Below are 26,687 nucleotides of genomic sequence, written 5' to 3'. Positions count from 1 at the left end.
TCCGATTCAAGGACGAATCCGACCATGACTGTTCAACCTCAAGCCATAACCTCTATCGCCTCAACCACCGTCCGGATCCAGAGCACGGTCGCGCTGGACATTTTGACCGGCATTGCTGCGAACCTGCCCCTGTCCGCCTTCACCGACGCCATGGCCCGCGTTTATAGCCAGGACATTCCTGAATGTGTCTATGCCGCGCTCCAGGGTGACCTGATCGCCGGCAAGATCCCGAATCCCGCAATTCTGCTCGACGCAGATGAGTATCTGGGCGATTACGACAACCGCCAGCGCGTCATCCGCATCCACCCCGAGCTTGTCCGCGATGCACTTAGCGGTGCTCGTTCTGATGTGTTGTTCGACGTCCTGCTGCACGAATTCGGCCATCACATCGATAACCTCCTGCGCCATGACTTCACTGACCTTCTCGACGGCGCCTCCCCTCTTCTGGCTGAGGATGCGTCGGGCGAAGAAGGCGCGCGGTTTTCACTGATGATGGCCTGCCTAGGCGCAAGTACCAGTGCGCGCCTGAAGATTGCCACCTGCCAGTACGCGCCGGACGCTGAGACCATCGACATCTCCGTAGGCTGGGAAGCGGCGCGCCAAAGCATCGTCCGACGCCACGACGCCAATACTGCCGACCATGATCATCGTCATGAAAACCCGAATCGTGAAGCCTTCGAAGCGGGGGATGGGCATGAGCAGAAAATGACCCACAGGGAAATCGAAAAGGTACTGAACAAGCATGGTTTCGATGAAGAGGCGCGTCAGTCGATCTACTTCGGTAACTGGCTGCGTGACTACTCGCAGCTGCTCGATCCCAAAATCGTTCGATCCGTCGACATGCCAAAAGATTTCCCAGACGTGCTGTCACGTGAGGCGCTGACGAAAATCGTCGATGTGCTGTCCATCAAGCACTTCGCCGATCTGCGCAAGGCCTCTGCACAGGACTACACCGTCACACCCGACAAACTTGGCGTCTACCGGCCCAGCGAGCATATCGACAACCCCAGGACAACCAACGCGAATGCCGTCGACCCCATCACGCGCGACCCCGATTTTGAACCCGTCGTTCAGGATGGTGACCCACTTTTGGACGTCGATTACGACACGTCCATGAAACGCTACATCGAGCGTTCCATTGCGTTCATGGAAAGTGAACTGAGGGTTGCAATAAAGCACGGTCTCAGGCCTGAAGGTTATCGTGCGTTCGGATCGGCGTTGCATGTGCTGGAAGACTTTTTTGCGCACTCGAACTTCGTCGAACTCGCTTTGATCAAGAATGGACACGCCGAGGTCTTGCCTTGGACGTCGCCAGCCGATTGCGCGGCCGGTTTGCCACTAGTGACCGGAATGTTCGGTCCCAGCGACGCGCTGGCAAGCATTGGCGGTACGTTGGGAGATATTCTGTTTTCGATCGAGGATGTGACCTACCAACCTCAAAAACCGGGAGATCGCAGTACACGCGAGCAGATCCTGTCGATTCTGCTGGCTGAACACCACAATCCACGGTATCTGGAAATCTTCGAGGCATACCTGTCTACCAGGGACGCCTGGGTCGGCTTGCCGTTCGCTGACTTTCTCCAGCGCTGCGCCGCCTATCTGCAAGGCGCCTCGGGGGTGACGGGCAACGCGGTGGCCATTGCCATGAAAGAAGTGCTCAACCGACTCAGCCACAACGTGGATGACTGGCAGACGCGCTACGGTCAGGACCCACATGAAAACGGCTCAACCAATCCGACCCATTCACAACTGGCAAAAGATCATGCGGAACACCCACTGCATACACTGGCCGGTTCTCTTGCGGCGCATGCAGTGGGCAATGTCGCCAAGGCGATGGTTGATCGCTGGTATGGCGACCCGCACGCTGATCCTGTTGCTGTCGCCCGCTCCTTTTTCAAACACCCGGCTGACAGCGAATGGCAAGACGCTCCGGTCAAGGAATGGGCAGAGCGCAATCCGGAAGGCATTCGTCGCAGTGCCTCGAAAACCGAACTTCTGGACATTCGTCGCCACGCCGCCGAAACCGGGTATAGAGTCGTTGAACAAATGGAGAAAGATGGTCTTGCGTACCTGAATTTCATGCGCGGAGAGTTTCTCGACAAAGACTCGCCCCTCTGGGTGGTACTGAGATTTACGCTCATCGGTCTGGTGACACGCGCGCTTCTGATCAAGCTCGAAGTCATCAAGTGACCCTACGGGACTGCTTGTAGTAAAACTCGGCAGTGCGGCATTCTCGACGCTCTATCATCCGTCAATGATGTTCAGGCACGACTGCCGCACTTGCATGAGGTTCACATGGAGAACACCTTTAAGCCGCTACTTCTGGCGACTGCGATCACGTTGTGCGCCCCTGCTGTTCACGCTGCCAGCACCCTGGTGTACTGCTCGGAAGCCAGCCCGGCGGGCTTCGACCCGAGCCAATACACCAGCGGCACCGAGTTCGACGCTTCGGCCGAAACGGTCTTCAATCGCCTGACTCAGTTCAAACGAGGCGGCACTGAAGTCGAACCGGGACTGGCCACGAAATGGGACGTGTCCGAGGATGGCCTCACGTACACGTTCCATCTTCGCCAGGGAGTGAAATTCCACACCACCGATTACTTCAAGCCCAGCCGCGAATTCAACGCTGACGACGTGCTGTTCACGTTCAATCGTCTGCTCAACGCCGATGACCCTTTCCGCAAGGCCTATCCGTCCGAGTCGCCGTACTTCACCGACATGGACATGAACACCACCATCAAACAGGTGGAAAAAGTCGACGAGTACACCGTCCGCTTTCACCTGAACAACATCGATGCCGCGTTCATCCAGAACCTGGCGATGAGCTTTGCGTCCATTCAGTCCGCTGAATACGCAGCGCAACTGCTCAAGGAGGGCAAAGCCGCCGAGATCAACCAGAAGCCGATCGGCACAGGCCCCTTCGTCTTCAAGCGCTACCAAAAGGATGCGCAAATTCGCTACGCCGGCAACAAGGATTACTGGAAGCCCGACGACGTGAAGCTCGACAACCTGATCTTCTCGATCAACACCGACGCCGCCACCCGCCTGCAGAAGCTCAAGACCGGTGAATGCCAGATCAGCGGCTACCCTCGCCCGCAGGACATCGAAGAAGCGCAGAAAGACCCGAATCTGAAAGTGCTGAGCCAGCCGGGTTTCAACCTCGGCTTTCTGGCCTACAACGTGACTCATCCACCGCTGGACCAGCTCAAGGTGCGACAGGCGCTGGACATGGCCATCGACAAGCCCGCAATCATCAAGGCGGTGTATCAGGGCGCAGGCCAACTGGCGCAGAACGCCTTGCCGCCCGCTCAATGGGGCTATGACCCGAATATCAAAGACGCGCCCTACGATCCCGAAAAAGCGAAGCAACTGCTCAAGGAGGCAGGCGTTGCACCAGGGACGCAAATCAATCTGTGGGCCATGACCGTGCAACGCGCCTCGAACCCGAATGCACGAATGTCAGCGCAGATGATTCAGTCCGACTGGGCGAAGATCGGCATCAAGGCCAACATCGTCAGTTACGAATGGGGTGAATACATCAAGCGCGCCAAGGCTGGCGAACACGACGTGATGATCTATGGTTGGACAGGCGACAACGGCGATCCGGACAACTGGCTCGGCGTGCTCTACAGCTGCGCGGCGGTCAAGGGCAGCAACTACGCAAAATGGTGCAACCCCGGTTACGACAAGCTGGTGACCCAGGCCAAGCTGACCAGCCAGCGTGACGAGCGCATCAAGCTGTATCAGCAAGCACAGAACATCCTGAAAAACGACGTGCCGATCACCCCGATCGCCAACTCCAAAGTGTTCCAGCCCATGCGCAAGGAGGTGCAGGACTTCAAACTCAGCCCGTTCGGCCTGACGCCCTTCTATGGGGTGAGTCTGGCGAAATAGCACCACAAAAAATCAGCAGCGAAGTAACACTGCAGATACAAACGGGTGCATTCGCAACTGGCGAATGCACCAAAAATGCTCACTAAACATGCCGATATGCGACACGCAAACGTTTAACCACGTCAGGAATTATAGTTTTGCGACATTCGTGTACGTTCGTGCCACTCTTTGACACTTGTTTGGCGCCAGCATCTTGCTTTGGGTATGGCGCCTGCATAAGTATCCGCGGGATCGACTCAAAAGGTCGTACCCTCAATTAAAAAATGACAACAACTGAGGCCACCATGCTCAAAAAAGCGGTCATTCCGTTTCTTCTCGGCGCAGGTTTGATCGCCAGCGCTCCCTTCGCTCATGCAGCATCGAATCTGGTGTTCTGCTCCGAAGGCAGCCCCGCTGGTTTCGACCCAGGTCAGTACACTACCGGCACCGACTTCGACGCTTCGGCCGAGACCGTTTTCAACCGTCTGAGCCAGTTCGAACGTGGCGGTACCGCCGTTATTCCAGGTTTGGCCACCAGCTGGGACGTGACCCCGGACGGCCTGACCTACACCTTCCACCTGCGCGAAGGTGTCAAGTTCCACACCACGCCTTACTTCAAGCCGACGCGCGAATTCAATGCCGATGACGTGCTGTTCACGTTCAACCGCATGATCAACAAGGACGACCCTTTCCGTAAGGCGTATCCGACCGAATTCCCGTACTTCACCGACATGGCGATGGACACCAACATCACCAAGATCGAGAAGGTCGACGATCACACCGTCAAGATGACGCTGGGCACCGTCGACGCCGCCTTCATCCAGAACCTGGCCATGAGCTTCGCATCGATTCAGTCCGCTGAATACGCCGCCCAACTGCTCAAGGAAGGCAAGCCGGAAGACATCAACCAGAAGCCGATCGGCACTGGCCCGTTCGTCTTCAAGAGCTACCAGAAAGACTCCAACATCCGCTTCACCGGCAACAAGGATTACTGGAAGCCTGACGACGTCAAAGTCGACAACCTGATTTTCGCCATCACCACCGACGCTTCGGTGCGTGCCCAGAAGCTGAAAAAAGGCGAATGCCAGATCACCGCTTACCCGCGCCCAGCCGACCTGGCGCCGCTGAAAGCTGACCCTGCGCTGAAGATGCCTGATCAGGCGGGCTTCAACCTGGGTTACATCGCCTACAACGTGATGCCGCAAATCAAGGGCGAGACCAAGCCTAACCCGCTGGCCAAGCTGGAAGTGCGTCAGGCGCTGGACATGGCTGTCGACAAGAAAGCCATCATCGACGCGGTTTATCAGGGCGCAGGCCAACTGGCCGTCAACGCCATGCCGCCGACCCAGTGGTCTTACGACACCACCATCAAGGACGCCCCGTACGACGTCGCCAAAGCCAAAGAATTGCTGAAAAAGGCGGGCGTGGCCGAAGGCACCGAGATCACCCTGTGGGCGATGCCGGTTCAGCGTCCATACAACCCGAACGCCAAACTGATGGCTGAAATGCTCCAGAACGACTGGAAGAAAATCGGCATCAACGCCAAGATCGTTTCCTACGAATGGGGCGAATACATCAAGCGTGCGAAGAATGGTGAAAACGGCGCGATGCTGATTGGCTGGAGTGGTGACAACGGTGACCCGGACAACTGGCTCGGCACCCTGTTCGGCTGCGACGCCATCAATGGCAACAACTTTGCCAAATGGTGTGACAAGCCGTTCGACACCCTGATTCACCAGGCCAAGGAAACCACCGACCAGGCCAAGCGCACCGAGCTGTACAAACAGGCTCAGCACTTGCTCAAGGACGCGGTTCCGATGACCCCCATTGCGCACTCGACCGTTTACCAGCCAATGCGTAAAGAGGTGCAGGACTTCAAGATCAGCCCATTCGGTCTGAACTCGTTCTACGGCGTGAGCGTTAGCGGCAAGTAATACCTCCCCATGACTTCACGGTCGCGATATTTCTGATATCGCGGCCGTGTCGTTCTGTGCGTGATAGATACATGAAAATGACTATCGTTAGATGAGTAATCCGCGACACTAAGAATTTGCCTACTAACGATATGCACTTTTCCTACAAACTTTGAAGTAATCAGAAGTCTTTACTGTCGGGCTTGGCGGACATACCGTTTCAGGCCCCGCCCTGAGATTTGCCATTTATCTGTCGGTCGGGTTTTCCTGTCCGGGAAACTTCGTTTGCGCAAACGATTGCCGCGAGTTTTCCGAATCATTCAGGCCATTCGAGTTCCAGACGATAAGGATTGTCATGCTTAAACATCGTGCTATTTCATCGCTGTTCGCTGTTGGGCTATTAGCCACTACTCCCGCTGTCCATGCGGCCACCAAAAGCCTGGTGTTCTGCTCCGAAGGCAGCCCTGCGGGTTTCGATATTGGCCAATTCACGTCGGGTACTGACAACGATGCTGCCGAGCCTATCTACAACCGGCTCGTCGAGTTCGAGCGAGGCCAGACCAGCGTCGTGCCTGCACTGGCGACCCGTTGGGATGTCTCACCTGACGGCCTGAGCTACACGTTTCACCTGCGCGAGGGTGTGAAGTTCCATAGCAACAAGGCCTTCCAACCCACTCGTGATTTAAATGCCGACGACGTGCTCTTTACTTTCAATCGAATGTTGAATAAAGAGCACCCGTTTCGTGTCGCTTATCCGACAGAATTCCCCTACTTCACCAGCATGGGACTGGACAAGAATATAAAATCGGTTGAAAAAACCGACTCAATGACGGTGGTGTTTACCCTCAATCAGGTCGATGCCGCATTCATTCAAAATATTGCGATGAACTTCGCGTCGATTCTTTCGGCGGAATATGCTGACAAACTGATGGCATCCGGCGAAGTTCGTGCAATCAATCAGGCACCGATCGGCACCGGCCCTTTCGCATTTCAGCGGTATCAAAAAGATTCGCAAATCCGCTACGTCGCCAATAAACAGTTCTGGGACCCGAAGCGGGTCAAAATCGATCAGTTGATCTTTGCGATCAACACCGATGCGTCAGTGCGCGTACAAAAACTCAAGAAAAACGAATGCCAGATCACCTACAACCCTCGTCCCGCTGACGTCGAGGCGTTGAAGGCGGACAAGCAGCTCAAGGTCGTAGAGAAGCCGGGGTTCAATCTCGGCTACATTTCCTACAACGTGCGTCACGCGCCACTGGATAATTTGCAGGTTCGCCAGGCGCTCGACATGGCCGTCGACAAGAAAGCCATCATCGACGCGGTGTATCAGGGCGCCGGCCAACTGGCGCAAAACGCCATGCCGCCGACGCAATGGTCCTACGACGAGACCGTCAAAGATGCGCCGTACAACCCCGAAAAAGCCCGTGAATTGCTGCGCGCGGCGGGCGTCAAGGAGGGCACCGAGCTGACGCTCTGGGCCATGCCGGTTCAGCGCCCTTACAACCCCAATGCCAAGCTGATGGCGCAAATGCTTCAAGCCGACTGGGCCAAGGTCGGTATCAAGGCGACCATCGTCAGTTACGAATGGGGCGAGTACCTCAAGCGCAGCAAGAACGGCGAACACGACATCTCGCTCATCGGCTGGACCGGCGACAACGGAGATCCGGACAACTGGCTGGGCACGTTGTATAGCTGCGCCTCCATCGGCGGCAACAACTACTCGATGTGGTGCGACGAAAAATACGACGCACTGGTCAAGGCGGCCATCGCGACGGCAGACAAAGATCAACGTATCGACCTGTACAAACAGGCCCAACACTACCTGAAACAGCAAGTGCCGATCACCCCAATCGCGCACTCGACGGTCAGCCAGCCATTGCGGGCCAGCGTCGAGGGCTTTGAGGTCAGTCCATTCGGCCGCAACAACTTCTCCGGCGTCAGCATCGTCGATTAACCCCAGAACACGTGCCTCAGGTGAACCCTCATCTTTGGCACGGCTTTATCCGCAATCCGCGGAACGAGCAAAAAAAGGCCCACAAGGCCGCAACACCCAAGCCGGCCACCCCAAAAAAGCCGGCCTTTATAAAGATGTCATCGGGAGCTTTAAAACGTGAGAAATGCCAGCACCGCTGTATTCGCCTTGTCCTTGCTCGCCGCCAGCGTAGCAGCACAGGCAGAGCCGACCAGTCAGGAATTCGTTCCGACCACACTGGCCACCACCAATGCCCAGAGCGAAGCCAAAGGCTTCCTGGAAGACTCGAAAATCACCGGTTCGACCAAGAACTGGTACTCCAACGAACTGCTGCGCCGCGGCGCCACCTGGTCGCGCAGCGAAAACGGCGTTGTCGTTGACCGCGATCCACGCCGCATCAACTGGGTTCAGGGCACCATCGTCGACTTCAGCTCGGGCTTCACTCAGGGCACCGTCGGGTTCTCTTCCGAGGTAGCGGTCTACAACGCCGTCGCGCTGGACCGTGACAAGGGCGACGTGATGGGCGGCGGCAACCGCACCCTGACCGAAAACAACGGCGACCCGGTTGGCCAGTGGAGCAAACTGGGCCTGGCCAACGTCAAGGCACGCATCTCCAACACCACGCTGACCGCAGGCCGCCAGTCGCTCAATACGCCGGTTCTGGCGTACATCGGCAACCGTGCGCTGCCGTCGAGCTTCGAGGGTGTGAGCATCCTCAGCGAAGAATTCAACAACCTGTCGTTCACTGCGGGCAGCTTCGACCGCGTCTCGCCGCGCTCCGAGCAAAGCCTGACCAAGTTCCGCTCCGAGTACACCGCCAACGCCAACATCGAGGCGGATCGCGTGGACATCGCAGGTGTCGACTACAAACCGTTCAAGAGCCTGACCACCAGCTTCTACGCTTCAAACGTTGAAGACTTCTGGCACCAGTACTACTTCTCGTTCCTGCACGAGATGGGCGACACCGACGTACTGGGCCTCTCCACCAACCTGAACTACTACAAGACCAAAGACTCGGGCGCCAAGAAGATGGGCCCGATCGACAACGACACCTACTCCCTGTCGTTGACCGCTACCCACAAGGCGCACAGCTTCAGCATTTCGTATCAGGAAGTGGAAGGCGACACCTACTTCGACTACATCCACGACAGCAACGCCATCTTCCTGGCCAACTCCCTGCTCTCGGACTTCAACGGCCCGAACGAGAAATCCGTGCAGTTGAGCTACCTGCTGAACATGGCTGACTACGGCGTGCCAGGCCTGAAGTTCAACATTTACCAGGCTCGCGGTTTCGACATCGACGGTACCCACTACAAAGGCACCGCCTATGACGTGCGCGGTATGGACGGCGAAACCCACTACGAATACGGCATCGGTGCCTCGTACACCATGCAGTCCGGCCCGCTGAAGGCCTCGACCATGCGTGGCACGTACACCACTCACCGTGCGAGCGCCAACCAGGCTGACGGCAACATCAACGAGTTCCGTCTGGTGACCACGATTCCGTTCAACATCCTGTAATCACTGACCCGTGGGTTGTTTCGGGCCATTGTTCACACAGAACCTAATGGCCCGAAACACCCACTCATTATCGGCTTCATCACTTGCGGAGGGCGTTTCCTTGAAATCGACATTCAAACTCGCAACATTGCGCAACGCAGTCGCGCTGGCACTGGGAATGACTTTGCTCAGCACCGCGGTCGGCGTTTCGGCCAAGCCTCTGGTGGTTTGCACCGAAGCCAGCCCGGAAGGGTTCGACACAGCGCTGTACACCACAGCAGTGACCGCCGACGCCGCAGCGGAAACCATTTACAACCGTCTGGTGGACTTCAAGCCGGGCACCACCGAGATCGAGCCCGCGCTGGCCGAGTCCTGGGACATCAGTGAAGACGGCCTTCATTACACGTTTCACCTGCGTAAAGGCGTCAAGTTCCACAGCACCGACTACTTCAAACCGACCCGCGACATGAACGCCGACGACGTGGTCTGGAGCTTCCAGCGTCAACTGGACCCGAACCATCCGTGGCACAAGCAATCCACCGTCGGTTTCCCTTATTTCGAGAGCATGGGTTTCAAAGAACTGCTCAAAAGCGTGGAAAAGGTGGACGACAGTACCGTCAAATTCACCCTGACCCGCCGCGAAGCACCCTTCCTGGCCGACGTGGCCATGGCCTTCGCTTCAATCTATTCGGCGGAATACGCCGACCAATTGCTCAAGACCAACAAGCTCGACGGCCTGAACAGCCAGCCGATCGGCACTGGCCCATTCATCTTCCAGCGCTACGCGAAAGACGCCCAGGTGCGCTTCAAGGCCAACCCGGATTACTTCCGCGGCAAGCCACCGGCCGACACGCTGGTGCTGGCTATCGCCACCGACAACAACGTGCGCCTGCAAAAGCTCAAGGCCAACGAATGCCAGATCGCGCTGTATCCCAAGCCTGACGACATTCCTAGCATCAAGAACGACCCCAACCTGAAGGTCGACGAACTGAACGCGATGACCACCGCTTACATCGCGATGAACACCACCAAGAAGTACATGAGCGACGTGCGGGTGCGTAAGGCCATCGACATCGCTTTCGACAAAGAAGCCTACGTCAACGCCCTGTTCGGCAAAGGCAACGCCACCGTTGGCGTCAACCCGTACCCGGACACCCTGCTGGGCTACAACAAACAGCTGAAAAACCCGGCCCACGATCTGGACAAGGCACGTGCCTTGCTTAAAGAAGCGGGCGTTCCGGAAGGCACCACCTTCACTCTGTTCACCCGCAACGGCGGCGGCCCGACCAACCCGAACCCCATGCTGGGCGCGCAAATGATGCAGGCTGACTTGGCAAAAGTCGGCATTAAGTTAGATATACGCGTCATGGAATGGGGCGAAATGCTCAAACGGGCGAAAAACGGCGAACACGACATGGTGTCGGCAGGCTGGGCAGGCGACAATGGCGACCCGGATAACTTCCTGACGCCGAACCTCAGCTGCGAAGCCGCCAAGAACGGCGAAAACTACGCACGCTGGTGCAATGAGAAGTTCCAGACGTTGATCGATCAGGCACGGGAAAAAACCGACCCGGCCGAGCGTGCCGCGCTTTATGAGCAGGCCCAGGCGATCTTCAACCAGGATCAGCCATGGATCAGCATGGCGCACACCAAAATGTTCACTGCAATGCGCAAGAACGTAGAGGGCTATCACATTAGCCCTCTGACCACTAATAACTTCGCCACTACCCAGGTGAAGTAGAAGAAGAATCCGGTGGGTTCATCATCCGATGAACCCAATCGGCATACGCCTAACCGGCTGATGAGGTACACAAGAAGATGTTTAGTTTTATCGCTCGCCGAGTGGGGTTACTGATACCCACCTTCTTCGGCATCACCTTGCTGACCTTCGCACTGATTCGCCTGATCCCGGGCGACCCGGTCGAAGTCATGATGGGTGAACGCCGGGTCGATCCGGAAATGCACGCCCAAGCCATGGAACGCCTTGGCCTGAACAAACCCCTGTATGCGCAGTACATTGACTACGTCGGCAAGCTCGCTCATGGCGACCTCGGCGAATCGCTGCGCACACGCACGAGCGTGTGGACCGAATTCACTTCGCTGTTCCCGGCGACCCTGGAACTGTCGATTGCGGCGCTGATATTCGCTGGCATCATCGGGCTTCTGGCCGGTGTCATTGCAGCCTTGCGGCGAGGGTCCCTGTTCGACCATGGGGTCATGGGGATCTCTCTTGCAGGCTATTCGATGCCGATCTTCTGGTGGGGCCTGATCCTGATCATGTTCTTCTCGGTATCGCTGGGCTGGACCCCGGTATCGGGTCGTATCGACCTGCTGTACGACATTCCACCGAAAACCGGCTTCATGCTGATCGACACCCTGCTCAGCGATGAAGAAGGTTCGTTCATGGACGCCCTGCGTCACCTGATTCTTCCGGCCATCGTGCTGGGCACCATTCCGCTGGCAGTGATCGCCCGGATGACCCGTTCCTCGATGCTCGAAGTGCTGCGCGAAGACTACGTGCGCACCGCCCGCGCCAAGGGCCTGTCGCCTGCCCGCGTGGTGTTCGTCCACGGCCTGCGCAACGCGCTGATTCCAGTGCTGACCGTGTTCGGCCTGCAAGTGGGCACCCTGCTCGCCGGTGCCGTGCTGACCGAAACGATCTTCTCCTGGCCGGGCATCGGCAAGTGGCTGATCGAGGCCATCGGCGCCCGTGACTATCCCGTCGTGCAAAACGGCATCCTGTTAATCGCCTGCCTGGTGATTCTGGTGAACTTCGTGGTGGACATCCTCTACGGCTTCGCCAACCCACGCATTCGTCACCAGCGCTGAGATCACGACCATGAATACACCTGCTCCTGTCACAGCGGTCGATCAAAGCCTGCTGTACCCCTCCGTCTACAAAGAGTTCTGGCAGCATTTCGCCAAAAACAAAGGTGCCGTCGCCGGTCTGGCTTTTATGGCCTTGATCGTGTTTTGCGCCATCTTCGCCCCATGGGTCGCCCCCCATGACCCGAGCGAACAATACCGTGACTTCCTGCTGACCCCACCGGTCTGGCTGGAAGGCGGCCAATGGCAATTCGTGTTGGGCACCGACGAACTGGGCCGTGACCTGCTGTCGCGCCTGATTCAAGGCTCGCGTCTGTCGCTGCTGATCGGTCTGTCGTCGGTGGTGATGTCGCTGATTCCGGGGATTCTGATGGGCCTGCTGGCCGGTTTCTTCCCGAAAATCCTCGGCCCGACCATCATGCGCTTGATGGACATCATGCTGGCCCTGCCGTCGCTGCTCCTGGCCGTGGCCATCGTCGCCATCCTCGGCCCAGGCCTGATCAACACCGTGATCGCCATCGCCATCGTCTCGCTGCCCTCCTACGTGCGCCTGACCCGCGCAGCGGTCATGGGCGAGCTGAACCGCGACTACGTGACCGCAGCCCGGCTGGCCGGTGCCACCCTGCCGCGCCTGATGTTCATCACCGTGCTGCCAAACTGCATGGCGCCGCTGATCGTTCAGGCGACCCTGAGTTTCTCCTCGGCCATCCTCGATGCCGCAGCATTGGGTTTCCTGGGTCTGGGCGTACAACCACCAACCCCTGAGTGGGGCACCATGCTCGCTTCGGCTCGCGATTACATCGAACGCGCCTGGTGGGTGGTGAGCCTGCCGGGTCTGACCATTTTGCTCAGCGTGCTGGCAATCAACCTGATGGGCGACGGCCTGCGCGATGCGCTGGACCCGAAACTCAAAAACGCCGCCTGAGGACGCCAGAATGCCATTGCTAGAAATCAACAATCTGAACGTCCGCTTCGGCGACGCCACCGCCACTCCGGTCGTCGACGGCCTGAGCCTGAGCGTGGACAAGGGCGAAGTGCTGGCCATCGTGGGCGAATCGGGCTCGGGTAAATCCGTGACGATGATGGCGCTGATGGGCCTGATTGATCACCCCGGCATCGTCACCGCCGACTCGCTGAGCTTCGACGGCAAGGACATGCTCAAACTGTCCCCGCGCCAGCGTCGCCAAATCGTTGGCAAGGACCTGTCGATGGTCTTCCAGGACCCGATGACCGCGCTGAACCCAAGCTACACCGTGGGTTTCCAGATCAAGGAAGTCCTGCGTCAGCACCTGGGTCTGAAAGGTAAAGCCGCTCACCAGCGCGCATTGGAACTGCTGCAAAAAGTGGAAATCCCGGGCGCAGCTCAGCGTCTGGAAGCCTACCCGCACCAGCTGTCTGGCGGCATGAGCCAGCGGGTTGCAATCGCCATGGCCATCGCCGGTGAGCCGAAACTGCTGATCGCCGACGAACCGACCACCGCTCTCGACGTGACCATTCAGGCGCAGATCATGGACCTGCTGCTGGCCCTGCAAAAAGAACAGGACATGGCGCTGGTGCTGATCACTCACGACCTGGCCGTGGTCGCCGAAACCGCGCAGCGCGTGTGCGTGATGTACGCCGGGCAAGCGGTGGAAGTGGGTCAGGTGCCTGGCCTGTTCGACGTGCCTGCGCACCCGTACAGCGAAGCGCTGCTGGCGGCGATTCCCGAGCACAGCATGGGCGCCGAGCGTCTGGCGACCTTGCCGGGCATCGTGCCCGGTCGCTATGACCGTCCAAGCGGCTGCCTGCTGTCGCCGCGCTGCCCTTACGTCCAGGACAAATGCCGTCAACAGCGCCCGACGCTGGACCCACAGGTCCACGGTCTGGTGCGTTGCTTCTACCCGCTGAATCAGGAGGTGGCGTGATGAGCGAGATCGTACTGACCGCCCGTGACCTCACCCGTCACTACGATGTATCCCAAGGCTTGTTCAAACCCCACGCGACCGTGCGCGCCCTCAATGGCGTGTCGTTCGAACTGGAAGCGGGCAAGACGCTGGCTGTGGTCGGTGAATCCGGCTGCGGCAAATCCACCCTCGCCCGCGCCCTGACGCTGATTGAAGAGCCGTCTTCTGGCTCGCTGAAAATCGCCGGTCAGGAAGTGGCGGGGGCCACCAAGGCGCAACGCAAGCAACTGCGCAAAGACGTGCAGATGGTGTTCCAGAGCCCGTATGCGTCGCTCAACCCGCGGCAGAAAATCGGTGACCAACTGGCCGAACCGTTGCTGATCAACACCAGCCTGTCGGCGGCTGAACGTCGTGAGAAAGTACAAGCGATGATCAAGCAGGTGGGGCTGCGCCCTGAGCACTATCAGCGCTATCCGCACATGTTCTCCGGTGGTCAGCGCCAGCGTATCGCGCTGGCCCGCGCCATGATGCTGCAGCCGAAAGTGCTGGTGGCGGACGAACCGACCTCGGCGCTGGACGTGTCGATTCAGGCACAGGTGCTGAACCTGTTCATGGACATGCAGCAGGAGTTCAATACCGGTTACGTGTTCATCTCCCACAACCTGGCGGTGGTGCGTCACGTCGCCGACAGCGTGTTGGTGATGTACCTCGGTCGCCCGGCGGAAATGGGGCCGAAGGAAGAAATCTACAGTCGTCCGCTGCATCCTTACACCCAGGCGCTGCTGTCGGCGACCCCGGCGATTCACCCGGACCCACTGAAGCCGAAGATCAAGATCGTCGGCGAACTGCCCAACCCGCTCAACCCGCCGAGCGGCTGCGCCTTCCATAAGCGCTGCCCCTACGCGACCGAGCGTTGCAGCAGTGAAGTGCCGGAGCTGAGGGCTGTGGATAACCGCCAGGTGGCTTGCCACTACGCGGAGCAGTTTGTGGCTTAAGAGGGTAATGATCGTGCCCACGCTCTGCGTGGGCATGCCTCCCGTGACGCTCCGCGTCACCGCCAAAACGGACGCGGGGCGTCCAGAGCAGCGTTACCACGCGGAGCGTGGGAACGATCAATCGGATTCACTGCTACGAGGACAGCAACATCAGTACACGTCGCGGCGATAGCGCCCTTGCTCAATCAGGCGTTGCACGACGTGTTCGCCCAACACTGCTTTCAACACCTCATCCACGCCGCCAGCCATCCCTTCCAGACTGCCGCAGATGTAAATAGCTGCGCCTTCATTGATCCAGACACGCAATTCATCGGCCGCTTCGCGCAACCGATCCTGGACATAGACCTTCTGCGCCTGATCACGGGAGAACGCCAGGTCCATTCGCGCCAGATCACCGGACGCCAACCAGTTATTCAACTCTTCGCCGCAATGGAAATCGTGAGCCACGTTGCGCTCGCCAAACAGTAGCCAGTTACGCGGTTCGCCTTGGGCGATACGCGCCTTGAGCAAGCTGCGCAGCCCCGCCAGCCCGGTGCCGTTACCGATCAGAATCATCGGCGCAGGCTCACTTGGCAGATGGAAACTGCTGTTGCGACGAATGCGCAGGCTAATCGTATCGCCTACTGCCGCATGCTCGGTCAACCAGCCAGACCCCAGGCCCAGGCTGCCGTCCGGGTGCACTTCCTGTCGCACGATCAGTTGCAGCGTGCCGTCTTCGGGAATCGATGCAATCGAGTATTCACGCATGGCCAATGGCACCAGCGCATCCACCAGCGCTTGCGCATGCAAGCCGACCAAGTGGCTACGGTTGGCAGGTAACTGACGACCGCCCAACGCTTGCGCAAGCGTTTCATGCAGACCATCGACCTTGACCTGTGTATCCGCAGCAATGCCCAGCCCGGCGAGGAACTGCTCGACGACAAACATCCCATTACGCGGCAACACTTCGATCAAGTCCCCCGCCTGCCATCGGGTGTCGGAAGCTGAAATCAGGCCCAGCAAAAACACCTTCGAGCCCACGCTGTCGGGGTTCAACCAATCTCGCTGAGACAGCACCCAATTCTCGTATTCCGGCGCTTTCCAGGGGCTGGCTGGCGTCGAACCAGTCAGTTCACCCAACTGTTGCTGCCAGTGTTGAAGCGCGGCGCTGTCCCCACTGTCCACTTCCACCGGGGCAAACAAGGTTTTGCCGCCTCGCTCGGACAGCCAGCCATGCAAACGCTGCGAGAAACCGCAGAAATGCGGGTACTGACGATCGCCCAACCCCAGAACGGCATAGTTCAGCTTGTCCAATGCCAACGGACGCCCCAGCAATTTGCGCTCGAAACCTCGGGCACTGTCCGGTGCTTCGCCGTCGCCAAACGTACTGACGACGAACAGTGCATTGCAGCTCTGATTGAGGTCTTGCTCGGTCACATCCGCCAGACGCTGCACTCGCACCGGCAAACCTGCCGACTGCAACTGACCCGCCGTCTGCCAGGCCAGTTGTTCGGCAAATCCGCTTTGACTCGCGAAGCCGATCAACCAGGCAGGCCCCTGACTGCCGTAGCCGCTGGCACTTGAAACCGCCACTTCGCCACGGGCGTTGCGGATTTCACGCTTCTTGCGGCGACGGTCCAGGTACAACAGCCATCCGGTAATGAAGAACAGTGGCATCAGCGCCGCCGCCACGGTGATGACGATCCGGCCCGTCATGCCCCAGTAGCCCCCGGTGTGCAACGAGTAGTTGCTGGTCAGTAGTTGCGCGCCATAACCCTTGTCGGCGTAACGCGAAACCGCCTTGAGCTTGCCGTTGGCCGGGTCTAGGGTGATCTGGTTGAGCGCACGCGGGTGCGGCGAGTCTTTGAGGATGTAGAACACGGTGGCCATCTGACCCGCCGCTTGAGGCAGGCGCAGGTTGTAGCTTTTCAGGTCCGGGCCTGCGGTTTTCTGGATGGTGTCCCAGATGGCCGGGTAATCGGCAACGAGGGGCTGCTCGGGCGCTCCGTCTTTTGGTCCGGAGCCGGGGCGCGGTCCGCCGCCGCGACGCTGCTCGCCCTGTAGGGGTGGGTCGCCGATCAACTTGTTCATGCCATTGTTGAACCAGTCGTAGGACCAGTTCAGGCCAGTGACCGCCAGCATCAGATACACGATCAGGCACCAGGTGCCGAACACCGAGTGCAGGTCCCAATTGAAACTGCGCCCCTTCTTCGCCCAGTCAAGCGTCAGCCAGACACGCCAGTTCAGCGCCTGACGCGGCCAGCGCAGGTATAGGCCCGACAGGCAAAAGAACACCAGAATCAGGGTGCAGGCTGCCGTCACTTGCTTGCCGTATTCACCGGCCGCGAGGAAGCGGTGCAGGTTGAGCATGAAACCAAAGAAGTCCTGCCCCACCGCATCCGGCTTGAACTCACCGGTGTAGGGGTCGAAGTTATGCATCTCGCCACGACGTTCACCCGGTGCAGGCTTGAACCACACCTGAGCGGCCCGATCGCCATCGACTTCGATGCGGAACATCGAGACGGTGTCCTTGCCCTGGGCTTCGAGCTTGCTGACCATTTCAGCCAGCGACAGTTGATGCTCGCGGGGCTGAACGAACAGCGCATCGGGATTGAGCGCATCCATGATCTCGTCTTCGAACGAATACAGCGCGCCTGTGATGCCCATCAGGGCCAACACCAGACCCGCCGTGATCCCGAAGAACCAATGCAATTGAAACAGGACTTTCTTCAACACCCTCAATCCCCTCGATAACCCGTCGCGACGCGCATTATGCGCATAAACGGATGCATTCTCATCCGTGGCTGATTCTTTATTCGGTTACAGACTGGACACAACAGCCGTCCTTGCTTCCAGGCAAAGCCCATAGGAGCGTGGCTTGTCTCTGGGCCGCACTCCTACGCCCTTTGCGCCTAATCAAAAGCGAGCCTGCGTCCAGCCGCCCAGCCCGACTGCTACACAATGAACACGCCCCCCCTCCCACACACAAAAGCCCCACCCGCCAAAGGCAAGTGGGGCTTCCTGATTCCGCTTCTTCATTAGAAGTGGAAGCTGGTGGTCACCAACGCCGTACGACCGGCTGCCTGGTTGGCGAAGTGCGCCGCATAGGCTTTGTCGTAATAGGTTTTGTCGGTCAGGTTCTGCACGTTCAATTGCAAATCGACGTTCTTGGTCAGCTTGTACGAAGCCATGGCGTCGTAACGGGTATAGGACGGCACGTACACGGTGTTGGCCGTGTCACCCCAGACCTGGCCGACATAGAACGCGCCGCCACCGATGGTCAGCTTTGGCGTGACGTCGTAAGTGGTCCACAGGCTGGCGCTGTGCTTGGCGGTGTTCGGCAGCTCATTGCCTTTGTTCGGGTTGGCACCGGCGATCACAGTGTTGGTACGGGTGTTGCCGTTGGCGCCCGGATCAACCAGTTCGCTGTCCAGGTAGCTGTAACCGGCGAACACTTGCCATTGGTCGGTGATCTTGCCGCTCGCCGACAGCTCGACACCGTCGACGCGGCTTTTACCGGCGTTCTCGTAGGTGTTGTTGCTCACCAGTACACGGGTGTTGGTCTTCTCGGTGCGGAACACCGCAGCCGTCAACGACAGACGATCATCGAGGAAGTCCCACTTGGTACCGACTTCATAGTTCTTGGTGGTTTCCGGCTCCAGATCGCTGCTCACGATGCTGCCGTCCGCGATCAAGCCGTTACCGTCGGTCCCCTCGTTCAGCATGCCGCCCGGTGGGGTGGCCGATGTGGCGAACGAGGTGTAGATACTGCCGTTCTCAACCGGCTTGTAGACGATACCCGCCTGCCAGTTCCAGAAATGGCTGTTGTTCTTGCTGCGAGTGGTCGCGGCAGTCAGGCTGTCGGTCTTGGCAGAAGTGTCGAAGTTATCGAAACGCGTCCCCAGGTTGACTTGCCACTGCGGGCTCAGCTCGATGGTGTCGAAGGCATAGACCGAACGGGTGAAACCGATGGTGTTGGTGCCTTTGTAGTTACGCGAGATGGTGCCGGTGTAATCGTCATCCGGATTCGGATTGCTCAGCGAGGTACAAGTGCCGCCGTAGACTTCACCGACCTGGCATCCCAATCCGCCAGGCGAGGTCGCCGCCGGGTTGCTGTTGGCCGGGTTGGCGAAGGTGTAACCGCTGACCTTGCTCACTTCACGGGTCAATTCGATGCCGGTGGAGTAACTGTTCTTGAACCCAGCCAGTTGGAACGTACCGAACAGATCAGTCTGGTTCGTGGTGGTTTCGGTGGTGCTGACACGGGCGTTCGCACGGCGCCACACAGTACCGCGCGTATTGACGTTGTGCTGACTGTCGTCAGGCTGGGTCAGGATATAGTCCTGGCCAGTGTTGCCGTGGCGGAAAGTGTTTTTCAGCGTCATGTCTTCATTGAAGTCATGTTCGAAGCTGATCGTGGAAATGTCGCTACGCGTCTTGCGGAAATCTCGGTCTTTCAGGCCGTAGAAGTTGTTGCTGTTGCCACCGTCTGTCGGCTTGTCATGCACATGCACAGCCGTTGCGGAGTTCGAGCTATAGCCATACGGAATCCCCGAATCCGGCAGGTCGTTGCCTTCAACGTGGTAGTAGCTCAGGTTCAGGCGATTCTCGGTGCCCAGACCGAAAGTCACCGACGGTGCCACGCCCCAGCGGTCATAGTTGATCGCATCACGACCAGCGACGTTCTGCTCGTGGCTCATCAGGTTCAGGCGAAACGCGGCGGTGTCGAGGAACTTGCGGTTGATGTCCAGGGTGTAACGACGGGTCTGGTCAGTGCCGTAAGTGAAACTGCCATTAGTGAAGTCATTGGCTTTTGGCAGTTTGCTGATCAGGTTGATGCTGCCGCCCGCCGAGCCACGGCCACCGATGGCGGAGTTCGGGCCTTTGCTCACTTCGATCGATTCAATGTCGAAGATTTCGCGAGACTGCGCGCCGGTATCACGCACGCCGTCGATGTAGGTATCGCCCTGAGCGTCGAAGCCGCGAATGAACGGTCGGTCGCCCTGCGGGTTGCCGCCTTCACCAGCGCCGAAGGTAATGCCCGGCACAGTACGCAATGCGTCCTGCAGCGAGGTGGCGGCGGTGTCTTTCAGGACTTGTTGAGGGATGACAGTGACCGAACGTGGCGTGTCCGACAGCGGAGCGGTGTATTTCTGCGACGCACTCTTCTCGGTCTTGTAGTCGGTGGATTCCTGAGCTTCTCCGGTAATACTGGTCGCGCCCAGTGAAATGGCGTTGCCGTTGGCTTTTTCAGCTTCGTCGGCAGCGTGGGCCATCTGCGATGCGGACATGGCAGTAACGGCCATGCCGATCGCCGAAGCGAGGAGCCGTGGTGAACTGACGGACGGTTGTAAAGACTGGCGCGACATAGTGATTTCCTTCCCCAAGGAATGTTGAGGTCGCGGAATATAGATGTGAATCATTTTTATTCGCATAAAACTTACATTCTTTACAATTTCGCTTTACGGCTTTTTCTTCCTCATCCGTCCACGCGCGCTCACGGGGGTTTTACACAGCCAATAAGAATCACTACCATTCGCTACCTTTTCGATACAGAGTGGCTGCGCCATGCTCCTACACATTCCCGGCCTGTTTACCCGCGAGGAAGTGCTGCGCATCCGCCAAGCGCTGGAGCAAACCGAATGGGCGGACGGCAAGATCACCGCCGGTCACCAGTCAGCCAAGGCTAAACACAACCTGCAACTGCCCGAAGGCCATCCGCTAGCAGTGGAAATCGGCGCAGCGATGCTTGAGCGTCTCTGGCAGAATCCGCTGTTCATGTCCGCCGCTCTGCCACACAAGGTGTTCCCGCCGCTGGTGAACTGCTACACCGGGGGCGGCAGTTTCGATTTCCACATCGACAACTCGGTCCGCCAGGCCAAGGGCAGCATCGAACGGGTGCGCACCGACCTGTCGTCGACGTTGTTCTTCAGCGACCCCGATGATTACGACGGCGGCGAACTGGTGATCCAGGACACCTTTGGCACTCGCGCCGTCAAGCTGCCTGCCGGTGACATGCTGCTTTACCCCGCCACCAGCCTGCACAAAGTTAACGCCGTCACGCGCGGCGCGCGCTATGCGTCGTTTTTCTGGACCCAAAGCCTGGTGCGCGACGATGGTCATCGCACGCTGCTGTTCGAAATGGACACAGCGATCCAGCAACTGAGTCGCGACGTGCCCGATCACCCCTCGCTGATTCAACTCACCGGCACCTATCACAACCTGCTGCGCCAGTGGGTGGAGGTCTGACTCATGAACTGGACGCTGCGGCGGGAAGACGTGCTCGACGGCCAACAACTGCGCGCCATGCTGGAAGAAAACCCGGCCAGTGCGGCGCGGGCGATCCTGACCGCGGCCCAGGAAAACATCATTGATGCACAAGCGCTGCTCGGCCAGATCCTGCTGGACGGCACCGGTATCGAACAGGACGCCGCCCTCGCGTTGACATGGTTTCAAATCGCTGCGCGCAACGGCCACGCCATGGCCACCAACATGGCCGGACGTTGCCATGAGCACGGCTGGGGCTGCGAGCCAGACGCAGCCAAGGCCGCCGGGTATTACCGCCAGGCTGCCGAAGCCGAGCTTGATTGGGGTTTCTACAATTACGGCAACCTGCTCGCCACAGGCCGCGGCGTGAACAAGGACCAGGCCCGCGCCCTGGCCTGCTACCGCAAGGCGGCACAATTGGGCCATGCCAAATCCATGAACATGCTGGGCCGCTACCTGGAAGAAGGCGTGTGCTGCGAGCGGGACTTGCCTGCCGCCCATGACTGGTATCGCCGCTCGGCAGAGGGTGGAGATTTCCGTGGGCAGTTCAGCCATGCCGCCGTGCTGGCTGATCATGGCCACATTGAGCAGGCTATCCACTGGTTCCAGACCGCGTTACGCATCGGCAACCTCAACTTCTTGCGTGTCAGTCGCAAGACCCTGTTGGACGCCGCTCATCCGGAAATCCAGGGGCTGGCCATAAGATATCACGAGCGCGCCGCCGAACTGGGCGACGACATCGACAAGGATGAATATCAACGTCTGCTGAAATCGGTTTGATCCCCCTTCAAAGCACTCTCTTCCTCCCCCTTACCGGCACAACCTGCGGCAGGTTTAGATAACTTCATATTTCAAACAATCCCGCCGCCCCTTTGTTTTCAGGGCCTGACAACTTGGAAACAATCAGTATTAGAAACTTCTTACAAGCCAAGACCCGTTTTCTTCTTTGACCTTCCGCTGTCAGCAACTTAATCTTCGCAGCGTGCGCTCGATATGTTCAACCACGTATTGATGCACTCACACAACGTAACACTCCTATCATTAAAGGATTAATGATCATGACTGCATCTATGGACGCTATTGCAAACAGTGCCGCGACCGATCCAGCGCTGCTCTTCAGTTCTTCGATTGGAACAGCTGACGGTGAGACCCGTGACAGCGGTCTTATTCTGACCAAAGAACAAATCATCCATATTAGAAAATACGAACTTAGAGGGCTGGCACTGCCAACGACGCTTGCCCGAACCATCGCGTATCTCGGTTATAAATCTGGTGCTGGCAAAGGTTTGGAGCCACCAGATTTCCTCAAGACATTCACGCTGATTCATGGCCATGCCAGCCTGTGGACGCCACTTCGCAATGACTTGGTAACGGTCAATGACCGGCTGGTTCTCTTCGCAGGCTACATGCAAGTCATGGGCGAAACCATGAACGAAGTTTTCAGCGAGATCGTGGCACTCGGCGCGGTGGAGAAATACGGCATCAAAACCCTCGAAGACCTGCGCAAATACCAGGCGCAAGGCGTCAAGTTCCCGGAAATCAGGGTGGATCAGCGAGATGAACTGGGTGAATACCTGAATGACGTCCTGAAAAAAGTCAAAGAGCGCCAGGCGGAAGCCAACAGTATCAAGGTTCGTCTCGATCATTTCGGCAAACAACTGGCCAACGAAGTGGCGCCAGAAATCAAACTCAAGCTGAAGCTCATCGACAACAACAAACTCGGTGATGAAGTCAAGGCACTGCGCGTAAGGATAGAAAACCGGGCTAAAGATATCGAGGAAAAAAACAAGGAATACTCGCAGTTGGTGAAAGACGCTGTTTCAAGCGCGCTGAGCAATATTGTCACGATGATCTACTCCAGCGTGCAGGCGGAAAAGGTTCGCAAAGAGCGCAAAAAACTGCGCGACCAGCAAGAAGCCGACATCAAAGCACTTGAACTGAAAGAAACGATCATCGGGTCGTTGGAACGTGTTCGCATGGACTTTCAGGATCTGGACATGATCGTGCTCGATGCTGACCTTGCCACCAAAAACCTGATCACGGTCTGGAGCACGATCAATACCTTCGTGACCGAATCCAGTGTTGAAGTCGATGCCATTCACGATGGATTGTCGATGCGCCGCTTCAAGAACAAATTCAATCTGGTTGTCGCCCCTTGGAAGACCATCGAAGCCGATACCCGTGAATTACAAAGAATTTTTGCCGAGGCCGATCAAGCGGCCCGGTCGATCAATGGAGTCTGATATGAACAACGTCACTTATTTTCCTTCTGTCGTAAACTACCCCGAAATCAACGTCGCACTGCTTCGCGAAGCATTCCGTACGACGCGCGAGGCCCGAATTGAAGTCGAGGCCCTCTACATCAAGACCGACTACCTTCCAACGGCCTACAACCATGTCATCCAAATGGCCAGTGTCCTTGAAGACGCAGAGCTTAAACTTCGTGAAGTCGTCCTGACCCTTGATAACAAGGTGCGGCTCCACGTCCCCCCTTTGAGAACCCTTCAAACGGAACTCAAGACGTCCACGGACGAAGACCGCGCTGAGATTCTGGAAGACATCGTGGAAGCGGCGTCTAAGATCATCAATGTCATCCGGGCCGAATACAGTACGTTGAATCATTTGCAAAAGCGTACAAATGTCGCACTGGACCGAGCGACGACCGCCAAATATCAAGAGCGACTGGAAAAAGATATTGCTCGGGTACCGCCAGAAATCGAGGAAATAAAGGAACGGCGTGCGACTCTGGACGAGAAACGTAACGTGTTGACCGAAGCTATGGCACTGATCGAAGCGAAAGGGTTTGCGCAGGTGGGCATGGAGACCATGCTCAACGCTCAGGAAATTCAGAAACTGGCGATGGCAGGCCCGGAAGTGGCCGTCGTCGAGAAGGCGATCGAACTGGCCCAGCAGGCCCTGGAAAAATTGGAATCGGTCATCAACTACAACAATTTGATGGAGGCGCGAAATGCGTTGCGCAAACAAATCAATCAGTTGAACGCCGTGATTCGGGACAAAAGCCAGCATCTGGGCATGATTGAGCTGAAAAAAGAGTTGATCATCGCCGCACATGACTTTGACAATCAACGGATGCGCTACAGCACCGAATTCAATAAATTCGTCGCCTCCACGCAGTCGTTCCTTGGTGTTTATCAAGCGATCGATGTGCAAGACGACAACACAATCTCTCAACTGGTGAATGACTCACTTGCCTTGGCAAAACATTTGAACGTATTGGCCTGATCAAGCACTCGTCGTGACGGTGGGTTGCTCCCATCGTCACAACACTGAACATATGACTGTTAATTCGATTCATGATGAAAGGAATCAGCATGAGCGTTACCTACATAGACCAACGTCAATATGACAGCATCGTCACCTGCATGGAATTTTTAAAACCGTCCTGGTCAAAGCTCCGCGAACTTTACAAACTCATGGGAGTTCAAAAAGTCGGGCTTGCTCCACCGCCAGACGAGGAAATGAACATAGCAAGAACCAGAGCTGAAGGGTGGTACAGTCGGATTTACCTACCGAGACACCAGAGCTATCAGGTCGCGATGCAGGACAGCATTCACTTTGTTGACTACTTGCTGGGTTATTTATCCCGTTTATCCACAGCGGCCAAGAAACGTCCATTTTCTTCGATCGCAGAGATTCCACGCCCTCCCGGCCCCAAACCTAATTTTGCATCATTACCCTTCTCGAATAGCTTGAATCAGTTCTTGTTTCATAAAAACTGGATTCACGCCATACACATGGATTCCAGTGGAGATGCAGGCGACTATTTTCCAATCCGTGAAGCGGTCTCCAAAGCGCTACCCAACATGATATACGCACTCAATTTCCACATCAATTCTATTGGCAAGAACAGACTGGGTGCTGCAAGAAACACTGTGCTCTCCGATTATTTAAAGCAGGCACAACACAATTATGAAGGGGCCGTTACCGCACTGGCCAACTATCAACTGCAGTCTCGACGTCTTGAGATGGCCACGCAAAGCGCTCATGAGATTTTTCAAACGCTGGACAAAGTACGTGACTTGCGCAAAATGCAAAGCCAATTGTCCATCGCCAGGATGTACCTCAAAGAAGCGCAACATCATAGAGAGCAAATAATTAGTGTCATCGCCAATCATCGATAAACCGTTTTCGAATGCATAAAAAAACCCGCGATCACTCGCGGGCTTTTTCGTTACAGCGTCAGCTTCAGATGTAGAACGACTTCAGTGGCGGGAAACCGTTGAATTCAACAGCGCTGTAGCTGGTGGTGTACGCACCGGTGGATAGCCAGTACAGGCGATCACCAATGGCCAGGTTCAGCGGCAGGCCGTATTTGTAGTTCTCATACATGATGTCGGCGCTGTCGCAGGTTGGACCGGCGATCACGACTTCTTCGACTTCACCTTTCTTCTCGGTCCAGATCGGGAACTTGATGGCTTCGTCCATGGTTTCGATCAGGCCGGAGAACTTGCCCACGTCGGTGTAAACCCAACGCTCGACGGCGGTACGCGACTTACGTGCGACCAGCACCACTTCGCTGACCAGAATACCGGCGTTGGCAATCAAAGAACGGCCTGGCTCCAGAATGATTTCCGGCAGGTCATCACCGAAGTCTTCTTTCAGGAAGCGAATGATTTCTTCGGCGTAGGTTTCCAGGCTGTTGGTACGGGTGATGTAGTTGGCCGGGAAGCCGCCACCCATGTTGATCAGCTTGAGTTCGATGCCGTCTTCTTCTTTCAGACGCTCGAAGATCACCTTCACTTTGGCGATCGCCGCATCCCACACGCTGATGTCGCGCTGTTGGGAACCGACGTGGAAGGAAATGCCGTAAGGCACCAGACCCAGGTCACGGGCCAGGATCAGCAGGTCCATGGCCATGTCGGTCTGGCAACCGAACTTGCGCGACAGCGGCCAGTCGGCGGTGGTCGAGCCTTCGGTCAGGATACGTACGTAGACTTTCGAGCCCGGCGCGGCCTTGGCGATGTTGCGCAGGTCGGCTTCGGAGTCGGTCGCGTACAGGCGCACTCCCTTGTCGTAGAAGTAGCGGATGTCCTTGGATTTCTTGATGGTGTTGCCGTAGCTGATGCGGTCCGGGCCAACGCCACGCCCCAGCACTTTGTCCAGCTCATAGATCGAGGCGATGTCGAAGCTCGAACCTTTCTCTTTGAGCAGGTCGATGATTTCGACGGCCGGGTTGGCCTTGACTGCGTAGTAAACCTTGGCGAACTCGAAACCGGCGCGCAGGTCATCGTAGGCCTGAGCGATCATCGCGGTGTCGATGAGCACGAATGGGGTTTCTTGCTTGTCGGCGAACGCCTTCATTTTGGCGAAGGTGTTTTTCTCGAAATAGTCTTCGACCTGAATCGACATGCGGCGGGTACTCCTGTTGGCAAACGGTTAAACACAATGGGTGCGAGCCCTCAAGCTCATGAACGTCCTCCGTATCCCCACTTTGGTTCGCCTACTTCCCAAGGCC

The 26,687-nt window shown here is 57.4% G+C and carries 18 protein-coding genes; 15 read left to right on the top strand and 3 right to left on the bottom strand.

The annotated features are described in order from the left end of the window. The first annotated feature begins 24 nt into the window (after positions 1-24). The 10 genes from ACI2KB_RS19975 (at position 25) to ACI2KB_RS19930 (ending at position 14,965) form a co-directional block, all read left to right on the top strand. Positions 25-2,190 (top strand): HET-C-related protein, encoded by a 2,166-nt coding sequence (locus ACI2KB_RS19975; protein WP_404637138.1) that lies wholly within the window; start codon positions 25-27, stop codon positions 2,188-2,190. Positions 2,191-2,295: 105 nt separating this feature from the next. Next, the gene (locus ACI2KB_RS19970; protein ID WP_404637136.1) at positions 2,296-3,894 is read left to right on the top strand and encodes an ABC transporter substrate-binding protein; all 1,599 of its coding nucleotides are present in this window, start codon (positions 2,296-2,298) and stop codon (positions 3,892-3,894) included. Positions 3,895-4,178: 284 nt separating this feature from the next. Beyond that, entirely contained in the window at positions 4,179-5,807 is a 1,629-nt protein-coding gene (locus tag ACI2KB_RS19965; protein ID WP_404637134.1) for an ABC transporter substrate-binding protein, read from the top strand. Between the two features lie 334 nt (positions 5,808-6,141). Next, complete coding sequence (locus ACI2KB_RS19960; RefSeq protein WP_404637132.1) at positions 6,142-7,743, top strand: ABC transporter substrate-binding protein; 1,602 nt, start codon at positions 6,142-6,144, stop codon at positions 7,741-7,743. A 156-nt stretch (positions 7,744-7,899) separates the two neighbouring features. After that, positions 7,900-9,282, top strand: coding sequence for an OprD family porin (locus tag ACI2KB_RS19955; RefSeq protein ID WP_404637130.1), 1,383 nt, complete (start codon positions 7,900-7,902; stop codon positions 9,280-9,282). 157 nt (positions 9,283-9,439) lie between these two features. After that, positions 9,440-11,002: an ABC transporter substrate-binding protein gene (locus ACI2KB_RS19950; protein ID WP_404637540.1), complete on the top strand. Its 1,563-nt coding sequence runs from the start codon at positions 9,440-9,442 to the stop codon at positions 11,000-11,002. A gap of 77 nt (positions 11,003-11,079) precedes the next feature. After that, complete coding sequence (locus tag ACI2KB_RS19945; RefSeq protein WP_404637128.1) at positions 11,080-12,090, top strand: ABC transporter permease subunit; 1,011 nt, start codon at positions 11,080-11,082, stop codon at positions 12,088-12,090. A 10-nt stretch (positions 12,091-12,100) separates the two neighbouring features. Further along, positions 12,101-13,012 carry an ABC transporter permease subunit gene (locus ACI2KB_RS19940; protein ID WP_404637126.1) on the top strand — a complete coding sequence of 304 codons (912 nt, stop codon included), beginning with the start codon at positions 12,101-12,103 and terminating at the stop codon, positions 13,010-13,012. A 10-nt stretch (positions 13,013-13,022) separates the two neighbouring features. Continuing rightward, positions 13,023-13,991 (top strand): ABC transporter ATP-binding protein, encoded by a 969-nt coding sequence (locus tag ACI2KB_RS19935; protein WP_404637124.1) that lies wholly within the window; start codon positions 13,023-13,025, stop codon positions 13,989-13,991. Continuing rightward, positions 13,991-14,965: a peptide ABC transporter ATP-binding protein gene (locus ACI2KB_RS19930; protein ID WP_404637122.1), complete on the top strand. Its 975-nt coding sequence runs from the start codon at positions 13,991-13,993 to the stop codon at positions 14,963-14,965. Before ACI2KB_RS19935 ends, ACI2KB_RS19930 begins: the two co-directional genes overlap by 1 nt. A 150-nt stretch (positions 14,966-15,115) precedes the next feature. On the opposite strand, the gene ACI2KB_RS19925 is transcribed toward ACI2KB_RS19930, so the two are convergent. Continuing rightward, a complete protein-coding gene (locus tag ACI2KB_RS19925; protein WP_404637538.1) occupies positions 15,116-17,677 on the bottom strand; it encodes a PepSY domain-containing protein in 2,562 nt (853 codons plus the stop codon). Positions 17,678-17,982: 305 nt separating this feature from the next. After that, positions 17,983-20,313, bottom strand: coding sequence for a TonB-dependent receptor (locus tag ACI2KB_RS19920; RefSeq protein WP_404637120.1), 2,331 nt, complete (start codon positions 20,311-20,313; stop codon positions 17,983-17,985). 199 nt (positions 20,314-20,512) lie between these two features. Between ACI2KB_RS19920 and ACI2KB_RS19915 the strand changes: the two genes are divergently transcribed. The 5 genes from ACI2KB_RS19915 (at position 20,513) to ACI2KB_RS19895 (ending at position 25,353) form a co-directional block, all read left to right on the top strand. Beyond that, positions 20,513-21,193, top strand: coding sequence for a Fe2+-dependent dioxygenase (locus tag ACI2KB_RS19915; RefSeq protein ID WP_404637118.1), 681 nt, complete (start codon positions 20,513-20,515; stop codon positions 21,191-21,193). Positions 21,194-21,196: 3 nt separating this feature from the next. Next, on the top strand, positions 21,197-21,991 hold the full coding sequence (locus tag ACI2KB_RS19910; RefSeq protein ID WP_404637116.1) for a tetratricopeptide repeat protein: 795 nt from the start codon (positions 21,197-21,199) through the stop codon (positions 21,989-21,991). A 278-nt stretch (positions 21,992-22,269) separates the two neighbouring features. Further along, positions 22,270-23,454: an alpha-xenorhabdolysin family binary toxin subunit A gene (locus ACI2KB_RS19905; RefSeq protein ID WP_404637114.1), complete on the top strand. Its 1,185-nt coding sequence runs from the start codon at positions 22,270-22,272 to the stop codon at positions 23,452-23,454. Position 23,455: 1 nt separating this feature from the next. Beyond that, positions 23,456-24,454 (top strand): alpha-xenorhabdolysin family binary toxin subunit B, encoded by a 999-nt coding sequence (locus ACI2KB_RS19900; protein WP_404637112.1) that lies wholly within the window; start codon positions 23,456-23,458, stop codon positions 24,452-24,454. An 89-nt stretch (positions 24,455-24,543) separates the two neighbouring features. After that, positions 24,544-25,353, top strand: coding sequence for a hypothetical protein (locus tag ACI2KB_RS19895; protein WP_404637110.1), 810 nt, complete (start codon positions 24,544-24,546; stop codon positions 25,351-25,353). Positions 25,354-25,417: 64 nt separating this feature from the next. On the opposite strand, the gene ACI2KB_RS19890 is transcribed toward ACI2KB_RS19895, so the two are convergent. Further along, entirely contained in the window at positions 25,418-26,581 is a 1,164-nt protein-coding gene (locus tag ACI2KB_RS19890) for a type III PLP-dependent enzyme (protein WP_404637108.1), read from the bottom strand. Between the last annotated feature and the right edge of the window lie 106 nt (positions 26,582-26,687).

Origin of the sequence: Pseudomonas sp. NPDC088444, from assembly GCF_044900175.1 — a bacterium.
Lineage (GTDB): Bacteria > Pseudomonadota > Gammaproteobacteria > Pseudomonadales > Pseudomonadaceae > Aquipseudomonas.
The sequence above is the reverse complement of the archived record's forward strand: the minus strand, read 5'-3'. Positions and strand labels throughout refer to the sequence as shown.

What these genes read in the sequence shown, in the direction of transcription:
- ACI2KB_RS19975 (WP_404637138.1), top strand. Translation starts at nt 25, where the DNA reads ATGACTGTTCAACCTCAAGCCATAACCTCTATCGCCTCAACCACCGTC.
- ACI2KB_RS19970 (WP_404637136.1), top strand. Translation starts at nt 2,296, where the DNA reads ATGGAGAACACCTTTAAGCCGCTACTTCTGGCGACTGCGATCACGTTG.
- ACI2KB_RS19965 (WP_404637134.1), top strand. Translation starts at nt 4,179, where the DNA reads ATGCTCAAAAAAGCGGTCATTCCGTTTCTTCTCGGCGCAGGTTTGATC.
- ACI2KB_RS19960 (WP_404637132.1), top strand. Translation starts at nt 6,142, where the DNA reads ATGCTTAAACATCGTGCTATTTCATCGCTGTTCGCTGTTGGGCTATTA.
- ACI2KB_RS19950 (WP_404637540.1), top strand. Translation starts at nt 9,440, where the DNA reads ATGACTTTGCTCAGCACCGCGGTCGGCGTTTCGGCCAAGCCTCTGGTG.
- ACI2KB_RS19945 (WP_404637128.1), top strand. Translation starts at nt 11,080, where the DNA reads ATGTTTAGTTTTATCGCTCGCCGAGTGGGGTTACTGATACCCACCTTC.
- ACI2KB_RS19940 (WP_404637126.1), top strand. Translation starts at nt 12,101, where the DNA reads ATGAATACACCTGCTCCTGTCACAGCGGTCGATCAAAGCCTGCTGTAC.
- ACI2KB_RS19935 (WP_404637124.1), top strand. Translation starts at nt 13,023, where the DNA reads ATGCCATTGCTAGAAATCAACAATCTGAACGTCCGCTTCGGCGACGCC.
- ACI2KB_RS19930 (WP_404637122.1), top strand. Translation starts at nt 13,991, where the DNA reads ATGAGCGAGATCGTACTGACCGCCCGTGACCTCACCCGTCACTACGAT.
- ACI2KB_RS19920 (WP_404637120.1), bottom strand. Translation starts at nt 20,313, where the DNA reads ATGTCGCGCCAGTCTTTACAACCGTCCGTCAGTTCACCACGGCTCCTC.
- ACI2KB_RS19915 (WP_404637118.1), top strand. Translation starts at nt 20,513, where the DNA reads ATGCTCCTACACATTCCCGGCCTGTTTACCCGCGAGGAAGTGCTGCGC.
- ACI2KB_RS19910 (WP_404637116.1), top strand. Translation starts at nt 21,197, where the DNA reads ATGAACTGGACGCTGCGGCGGGAAGACGTGCTCGACGGCCAACAACTG.
- ACI2KB_RS19905 (WP_404637114.1), top strand. Translation starts at nt 22,270, where the DNA reads ATGACTGCATCTATGGACGCTATTGCAAACAGTGCCGCGACCGATCCA.
- ACI2KB_RS19900 (WP_404637112.1), top strand. Translation starts at nt 23,456, where the DNA reads ATGAACAACGTCACTTATTTTCCTTCTGTCGTAAACTACCCCGAAATC.
- ACI2KB_RS19895 (WP_404637110.1), top strand. Translation starts at nt 24,544, where the DNA reads ATGAGCGTTACCTACATAGACCAACGTCAATATGACAGCATCGTCACC.
- ACI2KB_RS19890 (WP_404637108.1), bottom strand. Translation starts at nt 26,581, where the DNA reads ATGTCGATTCAGGTCGAAGACTATTTCGAGAAAAACACCTTCGCCAAA.